14 protein-coding genes and 1 pseudogene are annotated in these 17,689 nt (G+C 72.8%); 5 read left to right on the forward strand and 10 right to left on the reverse strand.

Features of this window, described 5'->3' with window-relative positions; genetic code table 11:
• Positions 1-238: 238 nt before the first annotated feature.
• The 7 genes and pseudogenes from ABD832_RS20105 to ABD832_RS20135 all read right to left on the reverse strand — a co-directional run bounded on the left by ABD832_RS20105 (position 239) and on the right by ABD832_RS20135 (position 6,339).
• Positions 239-2,489: pseudogene (locus ABD832_RS20105) on the reverse strand (heavy metal translocating P-type ATPase).
• A 31-nt stretch (positions 2,490-2,520) separates the two neighbouring features.
• Positions 2,521-3,540, reverse strand: coding sequence for a hypothetical protein (locus ABD832_RS20110; protein WP_344897540.1), 1,020 nt, complete (start codon positions 3,538-3,540; stop codon positions 2,521-2,523).
• Complete coding sequence (locus ABD832_RS20115; RefSeq protein ID WP_344897543.1) at positions 3,537-3,746, reverse strand: heavy-metal-associated domain-containing protein; 210 nt, start codon at positions 3,744-3,746, stop codon at positions 3,537-3,539. Before ABD832_RS20115 ends, ABD832_RS20110 begins: the two co-directional genes overlap by 4 nt.
• Before the next feature lie 35 nt (positions 3,747-3,781).
• Entirely contained in the window at positions 3,782-4,063 is a 282-nt protein-coding gene (locus ABD832_RS20120) for a metal-sensitive transcriptional regulator (RefSeq protein ID WP_344897546.1), read from the reverse strand.
• A 166-nt stretch (positions 4,064-4,229) separates the two neighbouring features.
• Entirely contained in the window at positions 4,230-4,511 is a 282-nt protein-coding gene (locus tag ABD832_RS20125; RefSeq protein ID WP_344897549.1) for a heavy-metal-associated domain-containing protein, read from the reverse strand.
• A gap of 352 nt (positions 4,512-4,863) precedes the next feature.
• A complete protein-coding gene (locus ABD832_RS20130) occupies positions 4,864-5,208 on the reverse strand; it encodes an ArsR/SmtB family transcription factor (protein ID WP_344897552.1) in 345 nt (114 codons plus the stop codon).
• A 144-nt stretch (positions 5,209-5,352) separates the two neighbouring features.
• Positions 5,353-6,339 carry a LacI family DNA-binding transcriptional regulator gene (locus ABD832_RS20135; protein ID WP_344897555.1) on the reverse strand — a complete coding sequence of 329 codons (987 nt, stop codon included), beginning with the start codon at positions 6,337-6,339 and terminating at the stop codon, positions 5,353-5,355.
• A 398-nt stretch (positions 6,340-6,737) separates the two neighbouring features.
• On the opposite strand from ABD832_RS20135, the gene ABD832_RS20140 reads away from it, so the two are divergent.
• Entirely contained in the window at positions 6,738-8,330 is a 1,593-nt protein-coding gene (locus ABD832_RS20140) for a family 43 glycosylhydrolase (RefSeq protein ID WP_344897558.1), read from the forward strand.
• Between the two features lie 213 nt (positions 8,331-8,543).
• Here the strand turns inward: ABD832_RS20140 and ABD832_RS20145 are convergent, their stop codons facing one another.
• Positions 8,544-9,995: a family 43 glycosylhydrolase gene (locus tag ABD832_RS20145; protein WP_344897561.1), complete on the reverse strand. Its 1,452-nt coding sequence runs from the start codon at positions 9,993-9,995 to the stop codon at positions 8,544-8,546.
• A 431-nt stretch (positions 9,996-10,426) separates the two neighbouring features.
• Between ABD832_RS20145 and ABD832_RS20150 the strand changes: the two genes are divergently transcribed.
• From ABD832_RS20150 to ABD832_RS20160, 3 genes are all read left to right on the forward strand, one after another.
• On the forward strand, positions 10,427-11,641 hold the full coding sequence (locus ABD832_RS20150; RefSeq protein ID WP_344897564.1) for a serine hydrolase domain-containing protein: 1,215 nt from the start codon (positions 10,427-10,429) through the stop codon (positions 11,639-11,641).
• A 21-nt stretch (positions 11,642-11,662) separates the two neighbouring features.
• A complete protein-coding gene (locus tag ABD832_RS20155; RefSeq protein WP_344897567.1) occupies positions 11,663-12,736 on the forward strand; it encodes a sigma-70 family RNA polymerase sigma factor in 1,074 nt (357 codons plus the stop codon).
• A gap of 99 nt (positions 12,737-12,835) precedes the next feature.
• Positions 12,836-13,612 (forward strand): alpha/beta fold hydrolase, encoded by a 777-nt coding sequence (locus ABD832_RS20160; protein ID WP_344897569.1) that lies wholly within the window; start codon positions 12,836-12,838, stop codon positions 13,610-13,612.
• 144 nt (positions 13,613-13,756) lie between these two features.
• Here ABD832_RS20160 and ABD832_RS20165 read toward each other — a convergent pair whose 3' ends face one another.
• Positions 13,757-14,668 carry an NmrA family NAD(P)-binding protein gene (locus ABD832_RS20165; protein ID WP_344897573.1) on the reverse strand — a complete coding sequence of 304 codons (912 nt, stop codon included), beginning with the start codon at positions 14,666-14,668 and terminating at the stop codon, positions 13,757-13,759.
• A gap of 12 nt (positions 14,669-14,680) precedes the next feature.
• Positions 14,681-15,916 carry an MFS transporter gene (locus ABD832_RS20170; RefSeq protein ID WP_344897577.1) on the reverse strand — a complete coding sequence of 412 codons (1,236 nt, stop codon included), beginning with the start codon at positions 15,914-15,916 and terminating at the stop codon, positions 14,681-14,683.
• A 79-nt stretch (positions 15,917-15,995) separates the two neighbouring features.
• Between ABD832_RS20170 and ABD832_RS20175 the strand changes: the two genes are divergently transcribed.
• Positions 15,996-17,651 (forward strand): GAP family protein, encoded by a 1,656-nt coding sequence (locus ABD832_RS20175; RefSeq protein WP_344897580.1) that lies wholly within the window; start codon positions 15,996-15,998, stop codon positions 17,649-17,651.
• Positions 17,652-17,689: the final 38 nt, after the last annotated feature.

Here is a 17,689-nt window from a genome sequence, read left to right on the forward strand (position 1 = left end):
TCACCCCCCGATTTCGTTGTGCGTAAAAATACATAGAGCCAGGACGTGGGGTTTTCGTCGTACGGGAACGCTTTTCCGGTTCGCCGGTAAAAGGGTTCCGTAATTATTTCGGTGGCCCTTTCGCTCTCGTGGCGCGATCCCGGGGAAAAGGCGGGGAAAGCGACGGCCTCCGGCGTGGTGCCGGAGGCCGTCACGGTGCCCGCGCGAGGCCGGGTGCCCTCGCGGTGTGCCCGGTCTCCTACCTGAACCCGCGCAGGCGCAGGCTGTTGCCGACCACGAAGACCGAGGAGAACGCCATGGCGGCCCCGGCGATCATCGGGTTGAGCAGGCCGAGCGCGGCCAGCGGGAGGGCGGCCACGTTGTAGGCGAAGGCCCAGAACAGGTTGCCCCTGATGGTGGCCAGCGTGCGACGGGACAACCGGATGGCGTCCGCGGCCACCCGCAGGTCCCCGCGGACCAGGGTGAGGTCGGAGGCCTCGATGGCCGCGTCGGTGCCGGTGCCCATGGCCAGCCCCAGATCGGCCTGAGCGAGGGCCGCGGCGTCGTTGACGCCGTCGCCGACCATGGCCACCGACCTGCCCTCGGACTGCAGGCGCTTGACGACGTCGACCTTGTCGGCGGGCAGCACGCCCGCGATGACCTCGTCGATGCCGACCTCGGCCGCGACCGAGCGCGCGACGCTCTCGTTGTCGCCGGTGAGCAGCACCGGCCGCAGGCCCAGGGCGCGCAGCCTGCGGATCGCCTCGGCCGAGGTGGGCTTGACGGTGTCGGCCACCGTCAGGACCGCGCGGGCCCGGCCGTCCCAGCCGACCGCGACGGCCGTACGACCGGCCGCCTGTGCGGCGGTGAGGGCCTCCTCCAGATCGGCGGGCAGGTGCTGGGACCACTCGGCGAGCAGCGCGGGACGGCCCACCAGCACGGCGTGCCCGTCGACGACACCCTGCACGCCGAGCCCTTCGAGGCCGGCGAAGTCCTCGACGGCGGGCAGCTCGCCCACGCGCTCGGCCGCCCCCCGGGCGACGGCCCGGGCGATGGGGTGCTCCGAGGCGTGCTCCAGGGCACCGGCCAGGCGCAGCACCTCGGTCTCGTCCTCGCCGTCGGCCAGATGCACGCCGACCAGCGTCATCGCGCCCTCGGTGACGGTGCCGGTCTTGTCGAGCACGACGGTGTCGACCCTGCGGGTGGACTCCAGCACCTCCGGGCCCTTGATCAGGATGCCGAGCTGGGCGCCGCGTCCGGTGCCGACCATCAGGGCGGTCGGCGTGGCCAGGCCCAGCGCGCACGGGCAGGCGATGATCAGCACGGCCACCGCGGCGGTGAAGGCCGCCCCGGCCCCGCCGCCGGTGCCCAGCCAGTAGCCGAGCGTGCCGACGGCCAGCGCGATCACGACCGGCACGAAGACACCGGAGATGCGGTCGGCGAGCCGCTGGATGCGAGCCTTGCCGTTCTGGGCGTCCTCGACCAGCCTGGCCATCCGGGCGAGCCGGGTGTCGGACCCGACGCGGGTGGCGCGGACGAGCAGGCGGCCCCCGGCGTTGACGGTCGCGCCGGTCACCGCGTCCCCCGACGCCCACCTCCACCGGGACCGACTCGCCGGTGAGCATGGAGGCGTCGACGGCGGAGGTGCCCTCCTCGACCACGCCGTCGGTGGCGATCTTCTCACCGGGCCGGACCACGAACCGGTCGCCGATCGTGAGCTCCCCGGAGGGGACACGGATCTCGGCGCCGTCGCGCAGGACGGCGACGTCCTTGGCCCCCAGCTCCATCAGCGCCCGCAGGGCGGCGCCCGCGCGGCGCTTGGAGCGGGTCTCGAAGTAGCGTCCGGCCAGGATGAACGCGGTCACCCCGGCGGCGGCCTCCAGGTAGATGTTGCCCGAACCGTCGGATCGCTCGATGGTGAACGCGAACGGGTGGATCATGCCGGGGGTGCCCGCGGTGCCGAGGAACAGCGCCCACAGCGACCAGCCGAGCGCGGCGATCGTGCCGAGCGAGACCAGGGTGTCCATGGTCGCGGCACCGTGACGCAGGTTCGTCCAGGCGGCCCGGTGGAAGGGCGCTCCCCCGTAGACCACCACGGGTGCGGCCAGGGTGAGCGAGAGCCACTGCCAGTTGGTGAACTGCAGCGCCGGGATCATCGCCATCGCGATCACCGGCACCGCGAGCACCACGGAGGTGATCAGCCGCCGGCGCAGCGCCCCGAGGGCGTCGTCCGGCTCGCCCGCCGCCTCGTCCCGCGCGGCGTCGTCCTTCGGCTCGGCGGGGAGCGCGGCGGTGTAACCGGCCTTCTCCACCTCGGCGACGAGGTCGGTCGGGGCGACGTCCTCGGGGAAGGTGACCTTGGCCTTCTCGGTGGCGTAGTTGACGGTCGCGGTGACACCGTCGAGCTTGTTCAGCCTGCGCTCGATGCGGTTGGCACAGGACGCGCAGGTCATGCCGCCGATCGAGAGCTCGACCGTGCCCTGCGGTCCGTCGTGGGTGAGGGAGGACATCACCTGCTCCTTTCGCTCGTCATGCCGAGGGTCAGTGGTCGTGGTCGTCGTGCGAGCCCGAGGCGGAGGGCGTCGGCTCCGGCTTCTGCTTCTGCTTCTGCCCCGAGGTGGGCGTCGGTGCCGGGAGTTCGCCGGCGCGGAGGGTGAAGTCGGCGGTGCGCACGGTCCCCTCGTGCTGGAAGTCCAGGAACAGGCGGTAGTCGCCGCGGCTGGGCACCTCGGCGTGGAAGACGATCCCCGGGCCGGGGGCCGTTCTGCCGTCGCCCGGTTCCCCGTCGGGGTGGACGTGCAGGTAGGCCAGGTCCCCGGCGCGCAGGGCGACCAGGTGCCCGTAGGCGCCCAGGTAGGGCTGCAGGTCGGTGACGGGACGGCCGTCCTTGGTGACCGTGAGGGTGAGCCTGCTGGAGGCTCCGGGGGTCAGGGCCCCTTCCAGGGTGACGGTGTAGCCGTCGACCGTGGACGTACGGCTCACCGCGGGCGGTGCCCCGGGGGTGTGATCGCCGGGGGCCTGCAGGTCGGTGCCCAGGGTCATCGCCTCGCCCCCCTCGGGGACGAAGTCGGCGAACGCCCGGTAGGCGCCGGCCCCGGGCAGGTCCAGCCTCACCGACCACACCCCGTCACCGCTCAGCTCGGGGTGCAGGTGCCGGAAGTCGGCCAGGTCGCGGGAGACCACGATGAAGTGCAGCTTCTTGCCATGCTCCGTACGGTAGCCGGTGACCGGCCTCCCGTCGGGGCCGATCACGCGGAACCGGAAGTCCGTCGCCTCGCCCGGCTCGACCACGGTGGTCTCCGGGAGCAGGGTGTAACCGTCCTGGGAGACCTGGAGGCCTCCGGGAACGGGTCCGCCGCCCGCCGTCGCGGCCACCGTCGTGCCGGGGGCCGGTTCCGCGTGGGTTCCGTGGCCGTCCCCGGGGCTCGCGGAGGCGCCCGGGCGGGCGTCCGCCACGGGGGCGGGACCGGTCGAGCCCACCGCGTTGCCGGCCCCCAGGGCCCCGCCGAAGATCACGGCGAGTCCGAGGGCGTAGACGCCCAGTCTGGCCGGTGTGTTCATGAGGTCACCACGTCGTATCCCGCCTCCTCGACCGCGGCCGCGATGCGCGCCGCGTCGATCGGGTCCTCGCTGCGTACGGTCACCAGGCCGCCGGCCAGGTCCACGTCGACGCCGGTGACGCCGGGCAGCCCGCCGATCTCCTCCTTGACGGAGGAGACGCAGTGGCCGCAGGTCATACCCTTGACGGTGTACGTGGTGGTGGTCATGACGATCACTTCCTTCTGTTCGTCGGTCTCGTCGATCAGGAGCGGACGAGGCGGGCGATGGCGTCGGACGCCTCCTTGACCTTCGCCTCGGCCTCGGCGCCGCCCTTGGCGGTGGCCTCGGCCACGCAGTGCGCCAGGTGCTCCTCCAGCAGGGACAGCGCGAAGGACTGCAGGGCCCGGTTGGCCGCCGAGACCTGGGTGAGAACGTCGATGCAGTACGTGTCCTCCTCGACCATCCGCTGCAGGCCGCGGACCTGACCCTCGACGCGGCGCAGCCGCCGCAGGTGGTCCTGCTTGTTGTGGGTGTAGCCGTGCATGTCCCCGCCCTTCGTCGTCGTCTCTCACAACAGGATACCCCCCTATGGTATTCCCGAGGAGGCCGAGGTCATCGGTGCGGTCCGGCGCGGGGTTCCGGGAGCGGCTTCCGCGGGCGGGCGCGCAGGCCGGTGCGCGCCCGCCGTTCCTCCGCCCGGGCGGGCCGTTCTAGGGGGCGGCGACCGGGAAGGTCCCGGCGAGCGCGTATCCCGCCCGGTCCACGGCCGCGTGGATCTCCTCGTCGGAGAACCCGCTTCCGCCGACGGTGACGGCTCCGGTGGCCAGGTCGACCCGGACGCCGGTCACGCCGCCGACCTTGCCGATCTCGGTGGAGACCGTCGAGACGCAGTGGCCGCAGGTCATCCCGCTGACCCGGTAGACGCTCCCGGTGCCGGTCTCCACCCGCGCGGAGCCGGTGCCCGCGGTGTCGCACGCGCATGCCGTGCACATGGGATCTCCTCTCGCATGTACCCCCGTGGGGTATCTCGATGTGTGACTTTAACATACCCCCTGGGGGTTCATGGAAGTCCTGGGCGGCCCGGTCATGCCGAAGGCCCCCGCGATCACCGATCGCGGGGGCCTTCCGTCTCCTGCCGGGCCGCCTCTCCGGACGCGTCCGCGTCGCGCTACTCGACCACCGGGACTCCAGGATCAACACCTGGAAGATCTGGGATCTCCGCCCGTGCGATGACCACTCGCCGTACGACCGGTACGGGCGTGGCCGGACCCGCAACGACCAGAGCCGTCACGGGACCGGCCGCGCGCCTTCTCCGGCCGCGTGTCCGAGCGGCCGGGTGCCGGATCAGACGTTCGCGGGCTCCGCCAGCGGGGTGAACAGGGTGTTCAGCCGGGCCAGTGCCGAGGGGACGACGCGGTAGTAGACCCAGGTGCCGCGGCGCTCGCTGTCGATCAGTCCGGCCACGCGCAGGGTCTTGAGGTGGTGGGAGATGGTGGGGGCGCTGAGGTCGAAGGCGCCGGTCAGGTCGCACACGCACGCCTCGCCACCGGGGTGGGAGCCGATCATCGACAGCAGGCGCAGCCGGACGGGGTCGGCGACCGCCTTGAGCGCCGCCGCGAGCTCGGCCGCGTCGGCCGGGGAGATGGGCTCGCGGACGATCGGCGCGCAGCAGGCGGTGGTGGCGTTCATGTCGGCGGCTCCACGGTTAGATACGTATCTAAATGATAGGCGATACCGGACGACCGGGATGAAGCGGCCGGTCGGCGCACGTCCGTGACGGCCGCCGTCGCCGCGCCGTACGTGACCGGCCGGGCCGCCCCGGACCGCCCGGCGTCAGCGCGGTGCGGTCGCGGTGCTCTCCCTGACGATGAGCTCGGGCTCCACCAGCCGGCGGATCTGGCTCGGCCTGCCCGCCAGCCGGTCGAGCAGCACGTGGAAGGCGTGCCTGCCGACCTCCTCGAAATCCTGCCGTACCGTCGTGAGCGGGGGCCAGAAGTAGGCGGACTCCGGAATGTCGTCGAAGCCCACCACGCTGACGTCCTCGGGAACGCGCCGCCCGGCCTCGCGCAGCGCCCGCAGCACGCCCAGCGCCATCTGGTCGTTGCCCGCGAAGATGGCCGTGACCTCGGGGTCCCGTGCCAGGTGACGGCCGAGCTGGTAGCCGGATCGCGAGCTCCAGTCCCCGCGCAGCACCTCGGGGACCGGATGCCGCCCGGCCTCCAGCGTCTCGCGCCAGCCCTCGACCCGGCCGTTGGCGTCGATCCAGTCGGCCGGGCCCGCCAGGTGCCACACCGTCCCGTGGCCGAGGTCGAGCAGGTGCTTGGTCGCCCGCGCGGCTCCCGCCCTCTGGTCGACCATGACGACGGGAACGGGAAGACCGGCACCGGCGTCGACCGCGACCACGGGGATCTTCGACCGCAGGTGGCGCAGGCCGTCGGCCGCCGACTCGTGCGGCGCGACGATGATGACGCCGTCCACCAGCTGGGACTGCAGCTGGCGGAGGCTCTCCTCGATCGAGCGCCGGTTGAGCGTGCTCAGGCTGGCGATGCTCACGGAGTAGTCGTTGAGCCTGGCGGCGCGTTCGATGCTGTAGAGGGTCGAGACCGGACCGTACAGGGGGGTGTCGATGCTGACCACCCCCAGCACTCCGGACCGGCCGGTGACGAGCTGGCGGGCGGCGGCGTTGGGACGGTAGCCCAGCTCCCGCACCGCGGCCAGCACGCGCGCCCGGGTCTCGACCTGCACCCGCTCGGGCGCGTTCAGCGCTCTCGACACGGTCATCGCCGACACTCCGGCGAGCGCGGCGACGTCCTCCAGCACCGCAGGTCTGGAGGACGGCCGGTCATCGTTCGACTTCGCCCTCAAAGACGCTCACTCCCCATGCGACAACGCTAACAGGACCGCCGGGCGCGCTCGGCTCCGGTGGACCCCGTTCCCGCAGGGAAGGGGCCCCGAGACCGGCGCGACGGAGGTCCCCGTCGCGCCCGCACGCCCGTCCGGGCGGGACGGATCCTGGCCGGACGATGTTGACACCTTCCGCCCGCCCGCGTTAAGACTGCGTTACACGCGACGAACGGTCCTCGTTCCGGACCACTGTTTGTTAACGCTAACACATCGATCACCTGCATGCACTCCCACCCTGTACGGCATTGTTGTGTTAGCGCTAACAATATCCGTCGCGTCTCTCCGACCGCTCGTCCACCCGAGAGGCGCCCCCCATGACCAGGTTCGTACGTCCCTCCCCACGGCCCGTGCGCCGTCACGCCGGTGCCGCGTTCGCGGCGGCCGTCGTGGTGTTGCTCACGTTGTGCCAGTCGGCGGTGGCCGCAGGCCCGGCCGCCGCCGCGACCGGCACCGCGACCGGCACCGGCACCGCGACCGGCACCGGCACCGCGACCGGCACCGACACTGCGACCGTCACCGCGGCCGGCGCCGGCTCCGCTCGCGCCGTGGCGGCACCCGGGCCGTCGTTCACCAACCCCGTCGTCGGCGTGCCGAACAGTGCCGATCCGACGCTGGTCTTCCACAACGGGTTCTACCACTACGTCGCGACCACCTGGTCGGCCGACGTCGTGATGCGCCGCTCGTCCACGATCGCCGGTCTGCGCGGCGCTCCGGAGCAGGTCGTCGTGCGGACCGGCGGCACCACGATGTGGGCCCCGCACCTGGAGATGGTCGGCTCCCGCTGGTACCTGTACTACTCGGTGGAGCAAGGCGGCCTGCCCCGGCGCACCCACGTCGCCGAGAGCGCCGGATCCGACCCGATGGGCCCCTACACCGTTCGCGGCATCCTCAACCTGATGCCGAACAACGGGTGGGCGATCGACGCGGCCCTGCTCAAGCTCAACGGCAATCTCTACATGACCTTCTCGGCGTTCGCCCCCGAGGACAACCTGCAGTCGCTGTTCATCGCGCCGATGTCGAACCCCTGGACCGCGAGCGCGTACGGGCGGCGGATCTCGGCCCCCACCCTGGCCTGGGAGCGCCAGGGCGGCTCCGTCAACGAGGGCTCCTTCGCGCTGCAGCGCGGAGGCCGCACCTTCCTGACCTACTCGGCCAGCCACTGCAACGGCCCCGACTACAAGCTCGGCATGCTCGAATATCGCGGCGGCGACCCGCTGGCGGCCAGCTCCTGGACCAAGTTCCCCACCCCGATCTTCCAGCGCAACGACGCGGCCGGCGTCTACGGCCCGGGCCACCACTCGTTCTTCACCTCACCCGACGGCACCGAGACCTGGATCGCCTACCACGCCAACTCCTCGGCCGGTCAGGGCTGCGGCACCACCCGCACCACCCGGGTGCAGAAGATCTCCTTCAACGCCGACGGCACCCCCGACCTCGGGGTGCCGGTCTCGACCTCCACGGTGATCGCGGGCCCGTCCGGTGAGGTCGCCCCGGCCTACGCGCGCATCCGCAACCGCCACAGCACCCTGTGCCTGGACGACTACAACGGGGTGACCACCCCCGGCGCCGAGGTACGCCAGTGGACCTGCAACGGCCTGGCGCTGCAGGACTGGCAGATCATCCCGGCCGCCGACGGATACTCCACGATCGTCAACCGGCACAGCGGCCTGTGCCTGGACAACAAGGATTGGGGCACCGCGGCCGGGGCGCCGGTCCAGCAGTGGACGTGCAACGGCCTGGCCGTCCAGCAGTGGCGCGTCACCTCGGTGACAGGCGGCTACTCCACCCTGACCAACCGGCACAGCGGCCTGTGCCTGGACAACTACAACTGGGGGACGGCCGCCGGCTCGGAGGTGCGGCAGTGGACCTGCAGCGGCAACAACGCCCAGCAATGGAGCATCTCCTAGCAAGAGCCGCGATATCAGCGTGACAGGGTCGTGCCCGGCAGCAAAGAGCACCCTCCACGAGGAGGTACGTCCTCGTGGAGGGTGCGGTGCCGTCCGGCCTTCCCACGGCCGGCGAACCGGACCGCGCTCCCATGCGGGGAAGACCGGACGGCGTTCCGGTACGCGCCGGGGCGTCCCGATCCGGCCGACGCGGGGGACGCCCCCGGGCGCGTTCTACTCCAGGACGAAGCTCGCGTTGCCCCGGAAGGTGGCGGTGCCGTCGTTCTGCTCCACCCACACCTGACCGGCGCGGTGACGCAGGTAGTAGCCGGGGAAGTTGACCGACTCCAGCGACACCGTGCCGGAACCGGCGAGCCCGGCGCGGCGGGTGAAGCTCGCGTCGCCCCTGAACAGGGTGGTGCCGTCGCTGCGCTCCACCCAGGCCTCGTGGTTGCGGTGGCGCAGGTAGTAGCCGGGGAAGTTGGTGGACTCCAGGGACACGGTGCCCGACCCGGACAGGCCGGTGACGAGCTTGAACTGGGAGTCGGCCAGCGGCGAGACGTTCGCCTCCAGGCGGGCCCGGTACTCCCAGTGGCGTACCGCGGAGCCGGGGGTGTCGTGGGACATCAGCCGCACCGGGGTCACGCCGTCGGGGACGGGGATGCCGAAGTCGGGGGTGCCGTCGGCCCTCCAGTAAACCTTCTGGACGCGGGTGCGGCGGTTGGGGTCGTTGAGCGGGTCACCGGTGATGTCGCGGTAGTTGCGGTCGTGGTAGACGAGGATGTCGCTCTGGCCGTCCTCGGAGACGGTGAAGGAGTTGTGGCCGGGGCCGTACTGGCCGGTGGAGGCGTTGCTGGCGAAGACGGGGCCCGCGCTCTTGGTCCAGGACGAGGCGTTGAGCGGGTCGGCCGAGGCCGACGCGGTCAGCATGCCCAGGCAGTAGTTGGCGTCGGTGGCGCTGGCCGAGTAGGTGAGGAAGAGCCGGCCGTTGCGCTGGATCACCGCGGGCCCCTCGGCCACCTTGAACCCACGCGTCTCCCACGCCAGGGTGGGCACGGTCAGCCGGGTGGTGGGGCCGGTGATCGTCCAGGGGTTGGCGCCCATGCGGGCGATGTACAGGTTGGAGTTGGTGGCGATGCCCGGCTCCTGCTGGGCCCAGACGAGGTAGCGGACCCCGTTCGTGACGAACGTCGAGGCGTCCAGCGCGAAGGTGTCCCACGGGGTGGTGATGCGGCCGCGTTCGGTCCAGGAGCCGGTCAGCGGGTTGGCGGCACTGCTCTCCAGGACGTACATCCGGATCCGCCAGATGTCGTCGGCGCGACCGGCGGCGAAGTAGACGTACCACTTGCCGTTGATGAAGTGGATCTCCGGGGCCCAGATGTGGGCGCCCATCTCGCCGCTGGTGTGCCTGCGCCAGATGACCGTCTCCGGCGCGGTGGACAGGCCCTGGACGGTGGTGGCGCGGCGCAGCACGATGCGGTCGTACTCGGGGACGGTGGCGGTGAAGTAGTAGTAGCCGTCGGTGTGACGGAAGATGTGCGGGTCGGCGCGCTGGGAGGCCAGCGGGTTGGTGTACTGGACGGCCGGGGAGGCGTGGGCCGTCACCGGCAGGAGCAGGCCGCCGATCACGGCGAGCAGCGTGACCAGGGCGGTCACCAGCGTGCGGCGCACGGGGGTGGGGGGCATCGATTCGTCCTTGTCTCGTCAGGCCGGCGGTGAGGTCACGGTGAGGGAGGCGTGGACCGGTGGCGGGGTGAGGACCAGGGCCAGGAAGGCGGCGAGCAGGGCGGCCAGGCCCCTTCGGCAGGTACGCATTCGACGGCCTCCACGGATTGTTAACGCTAACATCTCACGGCGATCACAGGGGGGTGGTGAAGCGGGCGTAGGCGTATTAGTAGCCCGGCGGCGGGCCCGCGTCAATGGGCGGCACACGATTCGAAGCCTTCGCCCCTCGCCGCCCGCGGGCCCGCGGCCCGCCTCCCGCGCACCCGCCCCCACGGTCGTACGCGGGTGCGACCGCCGTCGCAGACGAAGATCGTCACCATGGGGGAGGGGGGCGGCCGGCGGCGCTTCCAGGATGGAGACCGACCCACCCCTCCATCGGAAGGAAGACGCGCATGCCGTCAGCGAACGGCCGTCGCATCGCGGCCGCGACCCTCGTCGTCGCGGGACTCCTGCAGGCCTCACCGGCCGTCGCGCACACCCGGCACGAAAATCTCGCCGTCGTGCACATCCGGCACGAGAATCCCGCCGGGGTACGCCGGGCACTGGACGCCGTCGTGGCCGCCGGCGCGCCCGGCGTGCTGGCCAGGATCGACGACGACCGCGGCACCTGGATCGGCACCGCCGGGACCGCCGACCTGCGCACGGGAGGACCGGTGCCGCGCCAGGCGCGCTTCCGCGTCGCCAGCCTCACCAAGACCATGGTGTCGGCGGCCGTCCTGCAGCTCGTCCAGGAGGGGAGGGTGAGGCTGGAGGAACCGATCGGCGAGCGGCTGCCCGGCCACGTCGCCGACGGCGACCGGATCACCGTGCGGGAGCTGCTGAACCACACGGGCGGCCTGGCCGACTACGTCGCCGCCCCCGAGTTCACCGATCCCGAGCGGTACGGCGAGCGCACCTACACCCCCGGGCGGCTCGTCGCCGAGGCCGAGCGGCTGCCGCGCCCCGAGCGGGGCCGCTTCGCCTACTCCAACACCGGCTACATCCTGCTCGGGCTGCTGGTGGAGAAGGTGACGGGCCGCGACCTGAGTGCGGAGCTCGACCGGAGGATCTTCCGCCCGGCCGGGATGACCCGCTCGTACCTGCCCGTGACCTCGGACGTCATCCGCGGCCCGCACGCCACCGGCTACCACCTGCCCCGGGGCGCCGACCCCGCCGCGCCCGGCGCGCTCAGGCCCGTCACCCGGCTGAACCCCTCCTTCGCCTGGGCGGCCTACGGCGTGGTGTCGGACGCCCGCGACGTCAACCGCTTCCACCGGGCGCTCTTCGGCGGCCGGCTCGTCGGGCCGGAGCTGCTGGCGCGGATGCGCACCGGCGTCACCACACCGCAGGCGCCGATCTTCCCCGAGTACGGCCTCGGGCTGGAGTCGGTGGCGCTCACCTGCGGCCCGATGTGGGGGGCGACCGGCTCGATCCCCGGCTACCAGACCTTCGGCTTCGCCGACGCCACCGGGACTCGCCGGATGACGGTGTCGGTCAACGTGCAGCGCAACGACCCCGGGGTCGTGCCGATGCTGCTGTCCGTCCTCGACGCGCTGAACCACTACTTCTGCGGCGAGCCGTACCGGCTGCCGGCAGGGACACGGGGGAGTGCGCGGCTCACCGGCTGAGGGGACGGTACCCTCGCGTGCGTGACCGGTCATGCGAGGGCCGACGGCGGGACGAGCGCGCCGTCGCGCCCGGAGGGCCCCCGGGCCGCCCCGGAGGGTACGGGCCCGTCCTCGCCGCGTGGCGCGGAACTGCTGGAGCCGCACCGGATCGCCCTGACCGGTCACTGCTACCGGATGCTCGGCTCGCCGTTCGAGGCGGAGGACGCCGTGCAGGAGACCCTGGTGCGCGCCTGGTCGAGCCTCGACCGGTTCGACGAGGGCCGCGCGCCGCTACGGTCGTGGCTCCACGCCATCGCCACCAACGTCTGCCTCGACATGCTGCGGGGCGCGCGGCGCCGGGCGTCGGCGATCGACCTCGGCCCGTCGGCGCAGGCCGGTCCCGGTCTCGGCGCGCCGCTGCCGGAGAGCGCCTTCGTCCAGCCGGTCCCGGACGGCCGCGTGCTGCCCGCCGGAGGTGACCCGGCGGAGCTGGCCGCGCAGCGCGACACGGTCCGCCTGGCGTTCGTCGCCGCGCTGCAGCACCTGCCGCCCCGTCAGCGGGCGGTGCTGATCCTGCGCGACGTGCTGTGCTGGAGGGCCGACGAGGTCGCCCGGCTGCTGGAGTGCACGGTGGCGTCCGTCACCAGCGCGCTGCAGCGCGCCCGGACGACGCTGAGGGCCGTCCGTGCCGATCCGGGCGAGCCGTACCGGCCCATGGACACCGCGCAGCGGCGGCTCCTGGCCCGGTACTGCGACGCCTTCGAGCGGTACGACGTCGAGACCATGGTGGCGCTGCTGCACGAGGACGCCGTGATGTCCATGCCGCCGTTCGCGTGGTGGCTGCGGGGCAGGGCCGCGATCCGCGAGGTGCTGCTGGCGGCCGGGCGGCCCTGCGAGGGTGCGCGCCTGCTGGCGACCACGGCCAACGGCTCACCCGCGTTCGCCCAGTACCGGCCGGACGGGCCGGGCGGCCGGCCGGAGCCGTTCGCGCTGATGGTCCTCACGCTCTCGCACGGGCTGGTCGCCGAGGTGACGACCTACCTCGACGCCGGGCGGCTGTTCCCGCTGTTCGGCCTGCCGGACGTCCTGGAACCGGGGGCGGAGCGGACGTCCTGAAGATTTCCCCGCGCGGGCGATGAGTTCGCGGGCCCCGCTTCGTACTACCCGCGTACCCGGTGACGGTCACCGGGAGCGGAACGAGGGGACGGCGCCACGATGGCGGACTACGCGGATGTGAACGGTGTGCGCATGTGGTACGACGAGCGCGGCGAAGGGGAGCCGCTGGTGCTGCTGCACGGTGGTTTCTCCGACAGCAGGGACTTCGACGGCAACCTCGGCGCGCTGGCGGACCGGTTCCGGCTGCTGCTGCCCGAGCGCCGCGGCCACGGCCACACGGCCGACGTGCCGGGGCCGATCACGGTCGAGGTGATGGCGCAGGACACGATCGCGTTCCTGGACGAGGTCGTCGGCGGGCCGGTACGGCTGGCCGGCTACAGCGCCGGTGCCACCGTGGCGCTGTGGGTGGCCCTGCGCCGCCCGGACCTGGTCGACCGGCTCGTCCTGATCAGCTGCGCCTTCGACATGGAGGCGATGCTCGTCCGGCCCTCCGCCGGGGGCGAGATGCCCCCGCCCGTGGTCGCGGCCTACGCGGAGGTGTCGCCCGACGGCGCCGGCCATCTCCCGGTCGTGGTGGCCAAGGTCGTGCGGGCGGTGAACGAGGAACCCGGCCTGGCGGCGGCCGAGCTTCGTGCCGTGACCTGCCCGGCCCTGGTCATGGCCGCCGACGACGACATCGTGACGCTGGAGCACACCCTGGAGCTGTACCGGGGCCTGCCCGACGCGCAGCTGGCCGTCGTCCCGGGGACGTCCCACGTCCTGCTGCACGAGAAGCCCGAGCTGTGCACCCGGCTGGCCGGTGACTTCCTGACCGGTGCCCCCGTGCCCACCTGGATGCCCGTCCGCCGCGCCGCCCAGGCCCCCTCACCGGTCTGACCCCGGCCGATGCCCGCATCCCGGTCGACACCCGCGTCCCGGCCGATGCCCGCGGCCCGGTCGGTGTCGCGCCTCGGCCGGTGCAAGGCCGCGGCCGGTGGCCGGGTCCAGGCAGGCAGGCCGGCCGGGACCCGGCACGCGGGATCAGAGGTCGCCGACCGGGGTGAACGCCGCGGCGTGGTCGCGGGCGAAGTCGGCGACGTCACGCGGGGGGCGGCCGAGGAGCTCGGCGACCGTGCCGGTGGTCAGGTCGCCCCAGCCGGAGTCGTACGCCCGCGCGTACTCCTCCAGCATGTCGACGATCCACACCGGGACCCCGTACCCCAGCAGTGTCCCGCGCCTGGTCTCGTCGTCGACCGGCCGGTACGTGACGTGCCTGCCCAGGGCGGACCCCAGCCGGCCGGCGACCTCGTCGAAGGTCAGCGAGCGCGGGCCGGTGAGGGTGTAGGTCCGGCCGTGGTGGCGGCTGGGGTCGTCGAGCAGCACGCGGGCGGCGCACTCGGCGATGTCGCGGACGTCGATCATGCCGATCCGCGCCGAGGACATGTTCAGCGAGAACGTGCCGGTGGCGGAGATGTCGCCCGCCTCGTTCAGCAGGTTCTGCATGAACCAGTGCGGGCGCAGGACGGTCCAGCGCATGCCGCACCGTTCGGTCTCCCCGTCCGACAGCGCGTGCAGCCTGCCGCTGCGGTTGGGCGCGTCGTGCGCCGCGCCGACGACGGACAGGCGCACGACGCGCTCCACACCGGCCTGGCGTGCGGCCCAGAGGGCGTTCATGTTGTTCTCCGGGGCGCGCGGGCCGTTCGGGGTGAGCAGCCACAGGTCCTGCACGCCCTCGAAGGCGGGCGGCAGCGACCGGGCGTCGCCGAGGTCACCGGCGACGACCTCGGCGACCTCGGCCAGCCCGGCGAGCCGGGGGTCCTGCCCGTCCGGGCCGTCCGACCCGGACCGGTCGCGAACGAGGGCGCGGAGCTTCACGCCGGTCCCCCGCAGTGCGTTCGCCAGCGCGGTGGACACGGTCCCGGTGGCCCCGGTGATCAGTACGGTACGTGACACGCTCGTTCTCCTTCAGGAATCGGGGGAGTCGGGGGAGTGGGGGGAACGGGAGGAGCGCCGGCGGCCGGTGACGCGCTCCAGGACCCAGAGCACGACGGTCCCGGCCGACAGGACGGCGCCCAGGACGCACACGCCGGTCCAGCCGCCGCCGACCCAGGCCAGCGACGTCAGCGCGGAACCCGCCGCGCCGCCGAGGAACAGGCAGGTCATGAAGGCCGAGTTGATCCGGTTGCGGGCCTCGGGCCGCAGCGCGTAGAGGACGTTCTGGCTGCTGTTGAGCACCGCCTGGTGCGCCAGGTCCAGCACGAGCACGCCGGCGAGCAGCCAGACCAGCCCGTGCGCCCCCGCGGCGATCGCCGGCCACGACACCAGCAGCAGGACCGTCCCTGTGCCGGTCACGGTCTGGACGTGCCCGCGGTCGGCCAGCCGTCCCGCCACCGTGGCGGTCAGCGCGCCCACGGCGCCGACCAGCCCGAACAGGCCGATGGCCGACTCCGGCCAGCCGTAGGGCGGGCCCGCCAGCAGGAAGGTCAGCGCCGTCCACAGCACGCTGAACGAGGCAAGGCTCAGCGCGCCGATCCCCGCCCGCCAGCGCAGCAGCGGCTCGTACCGGAACATCGCGACCGTCGAGCGCAGCAGCGCCGGGTAGGACAGGCGCCCGCCGTCCCCGCCGAGCCGGGGCAGGAAGACCCGCAGCAGCACGGCCATCAGCGCCATCAGGGCCGCGTGCACCCAGTAGACCGTCCGCCACCCGCCCAGCTCCGACAACGCCCCGGAGGCGGTACGCGCCAGCAGCAGGCCGAGCATCAGCCCGGTCATCACCGTGCCGACCACCCGGCCGCGCTCGGCCGGGGAGGCCAGCGTCGCCGCGAACGGCACCACCACCTGCGCGCCCACCGAGGTCAGCGCGGTCAGGGCGGTGGCCGCCAGGAGCACCGCGCCGTCGGCGGCGGTGGCCGACACCAGCAGGAACACCGCGGTCGCCGCGTAGAGCGACACCGCCAGCCGCCGTCGCTCCATCAGGTCGCCGAGCGGCACGAGCAGGATCAGCCCCAGCGCGTACCCGCCCTGGGCGGCCGTCACCACCAGCGCCGCCCGGGAGGGGCCGATCCCCAGCTCCCGGCCGATCAGGTCGAGCAGCGGCTGCGCGAAGTAGTTCCCGGCGACCGCCGACCCGGTCGCCACCGACATGAGCAGGAGCAGCCCGCGCGACAGGCCGCTTCCGGTACGAGATGTCGTCACCGTCATGACCCCAGCCTGGGCCAGAGAAGATCAATGAGTCCAACGCATGTTTGTCATCGGACCGATCGCGCGTCACGATTGATCCATGGAGCTTCAGCAGATGCGCTACGTCGTCGCCGTCGCGGAGACGAGCAACTTCACCCGCGCCGCCGAGCGGTGCCTGGTCGTCCAGTCCGCGCTGAGCCACCAGATCGCCCGCCTGGAACGCGAGCTGGGCGCCAAGCTGTTCGAGCGCACCAGCCGCCGCGTCCGGCTGACCCCCGCCGGCGCGGCGTTCCTGCCCGCGGCCCGCCAGGCCCTGGAGGCCGCCGACCGGGCCCGCGCCGAGGTGGCGGCCGCCACCGGGGAGATCCGGGGACGGCTCGCCGTCGGCGCCATCCCCACCGTCGCGGCGGTCGACCTCCCGACCGCGCTGAAGCGCTTCCACCTGCTGCACCGGCAGGTGCGGATCAGCCTCCGTTCGGGGGCGAGCGAGGAGCTGATCGAGGGGGTGCGGCAGGGCACCCTGGACGCCGCGTTCCTGGGGCTGCCGGTGGGCGTACGGCCCAGGGGAGTCAGCGGCCACGAGCTGGCGCGCGGCGAGCTCGTCGCCGCCGTGGCGCCCGGCCACCCGCTGGCGGGCAGGGCACGCGTGGACCTGCGCGAGCTGTCGGACGAGCCGTTCGTCGACTTCCCCCCGGGCACCGCCGCGCGGATCCAGACGGACGAGGCGTTCACGGCGGCCGGAGTCCGGCGCGAGGTCGCCTTCGAGGTGACGAACATGGACTTCATGGCCCGCCTGATCCGTCAGGGACTGGGCATCGGGATGCTGCCCGCCGCCTTCGTCCCCGAGCTCCCCGACCTGCCCGTCCTGCGGGTGCGCGACGCCCCCGCCCGCATGGAGCACCTCATCTGGAGCCGCTTTTCCCCCCTCTCCCGCGGCCGCGGCGTTCCTGTCCCTCCTCGACGTCCCGGCGGCGGAGCCCGCCGGATCACCGGAGCCGTGACGCCACGTTCCCGGCGCGCGTATAAGATCTTCGTCGACACGGGCGTGTCGTCACGGCTTTCCGGCTCTCGTAAGGAGACGAGTTTGTCGATCGAGACGATCGGGGCGGTGCTCGGGCTCGCCGTGCTCGACACGCTCAGCCCCACCGTGATCGGGGTCACGCTCTACCTGCTGCTGTCCAGGCCACGCCGCCTGGTCGCGCTGCTCGGCGTGTACCTGGGGTCGGTGGCGATCGCGTACTTCGTCCTGGGCGTCCTGCTCATGCTCGGCCTGGGCGCCGTCGTGCCGCTCGTCGACGACACCGTGTGGGCCTGGGTGCAGGGCGTCCTCGGTGTGGCGCTCATCGTGGGAAGCTACTTCATCCCCGACAAGGACCCCGAACGCGCGGCCGCCCGGCAGGAACGGTCCTTCACCATGCGCGCGATGCTGCTGCTGGGGCTGGGGACCTGGCTGTTCGAGTTCGCCACCGCCGTGCCGTACTTCGCCGCGATCGGCATCATGACCTCGGCCGGCCTGTCCGCCGCCCAGTGGTCACCGCTCCTCGGCGCGTACGTGACCGTCATGGTGCTCCCGGGCCTCCTGCTCCTGCTCGTGTGGGCCGTCCTGGGCGAACGGATGCGTGAACGGTTCGAACGGTGGCGGGACAAGCTCTCCTCCGGGTCGCGCTCGACGATTCGCTGGATGGTCGGGATAGCGGGGGTCCTGATCCTCCTGAGCGCCCTGCCGGGCCAGATCACCTTCACGACGGTGCCGTGACCCCGCACCCGGCACCCCGGTGAGTCTCCCGTACGCCG

The sequence above is a fragment of the Streptosporangium longisporum genome (genome assembly GCF_039534895.1).
Classification (GTDB): domain Bacteria; phylum Actinomycetota; class Actinomycetes; order Streptosporangiales; family Streptosporangiaceae; genus Streptosporangium; species Streptosporangium longisporum.

Bases quoted from the DNA above. Each gene is read 5' to 3' on its own strand.
- ABD832_RS20120 (WP_344897546.1), bottom strand. From the start codon at position 4,063: ATGCACGGCTACACCCACAACAAGCAGGACCACCTGCGGCGGCTGCGC.
- ABD832_RS20170 (WP_344897577.1), bottom strand. From the start codon at position 15,916: ATGACGGTGACGACATCTCGTACCGGAAGCGGCCTGTCGCGCGGGCTG.
- ABD832_RS20175 (WP_344897580.1), top strand. From the start codon at position 15,996: ATGGAGCTTCAGCAGATGCGCTACGTCGTCGCCGTCGCGGAGACGAGC.
- ABD832_RS20125 (WP_344897549.1), bottom strand. From the start codon at position 4,511: ATGTGCACGGCATGCGCGTGCGACACCGCGGGCACCGGCTCCGCGCGG.
- ABD832_RS20130 (WP_344897552.1), bottom strand. From the start codon at position 5,208: ATGAACGCCACCACCGCCTGCTGCGCGCCGATCGTCCGCGAGCCCATC.
- ABD832_RS20160 (WP_344897569.1), top strand. From the start codon at position 12,836: ATGGCGGACTACGCGGATGTGAACGGTGTGCGCATGTGGTACGACGAG.
- ABD832_RS20150 (WP_344897564.1), top strand. From the start codon at position 10,427: ATGCCGTCAGCGAACGGCCGTCGCATCGCGGCCGCGACCCTCGTCGTC.
- ABD832_RS20145 (WP_344897561.1), bottom strand. From the start codon at position 9,995: ATGCCCCCCACCCCCGTGCGCCGCACGCTGGTGACCGCCCTGGTCACG.
- ABD832_RS20110 (WP_344897540.1), bottom strand. From the start codon at position 3,540: ATGAACACACCGGCCAGACTGGGCGTCTACGCCCTCGGACTCGCCGTG.
- ABD832_RS20115 (WP_344897543.1), bottom strand. From the start codon at position 3,746: ATGACCACCACCACGTACACCGTCAAGGGTATGACCTGCGGCCACTGC.
- ABD832_RS20140 (WP_344897558.1), top strand. From the start codon at position 6,738: ATGACCAGGTTCGTACGTCCCTCCCCACGGCCCGTGCGCCGTCACGCC.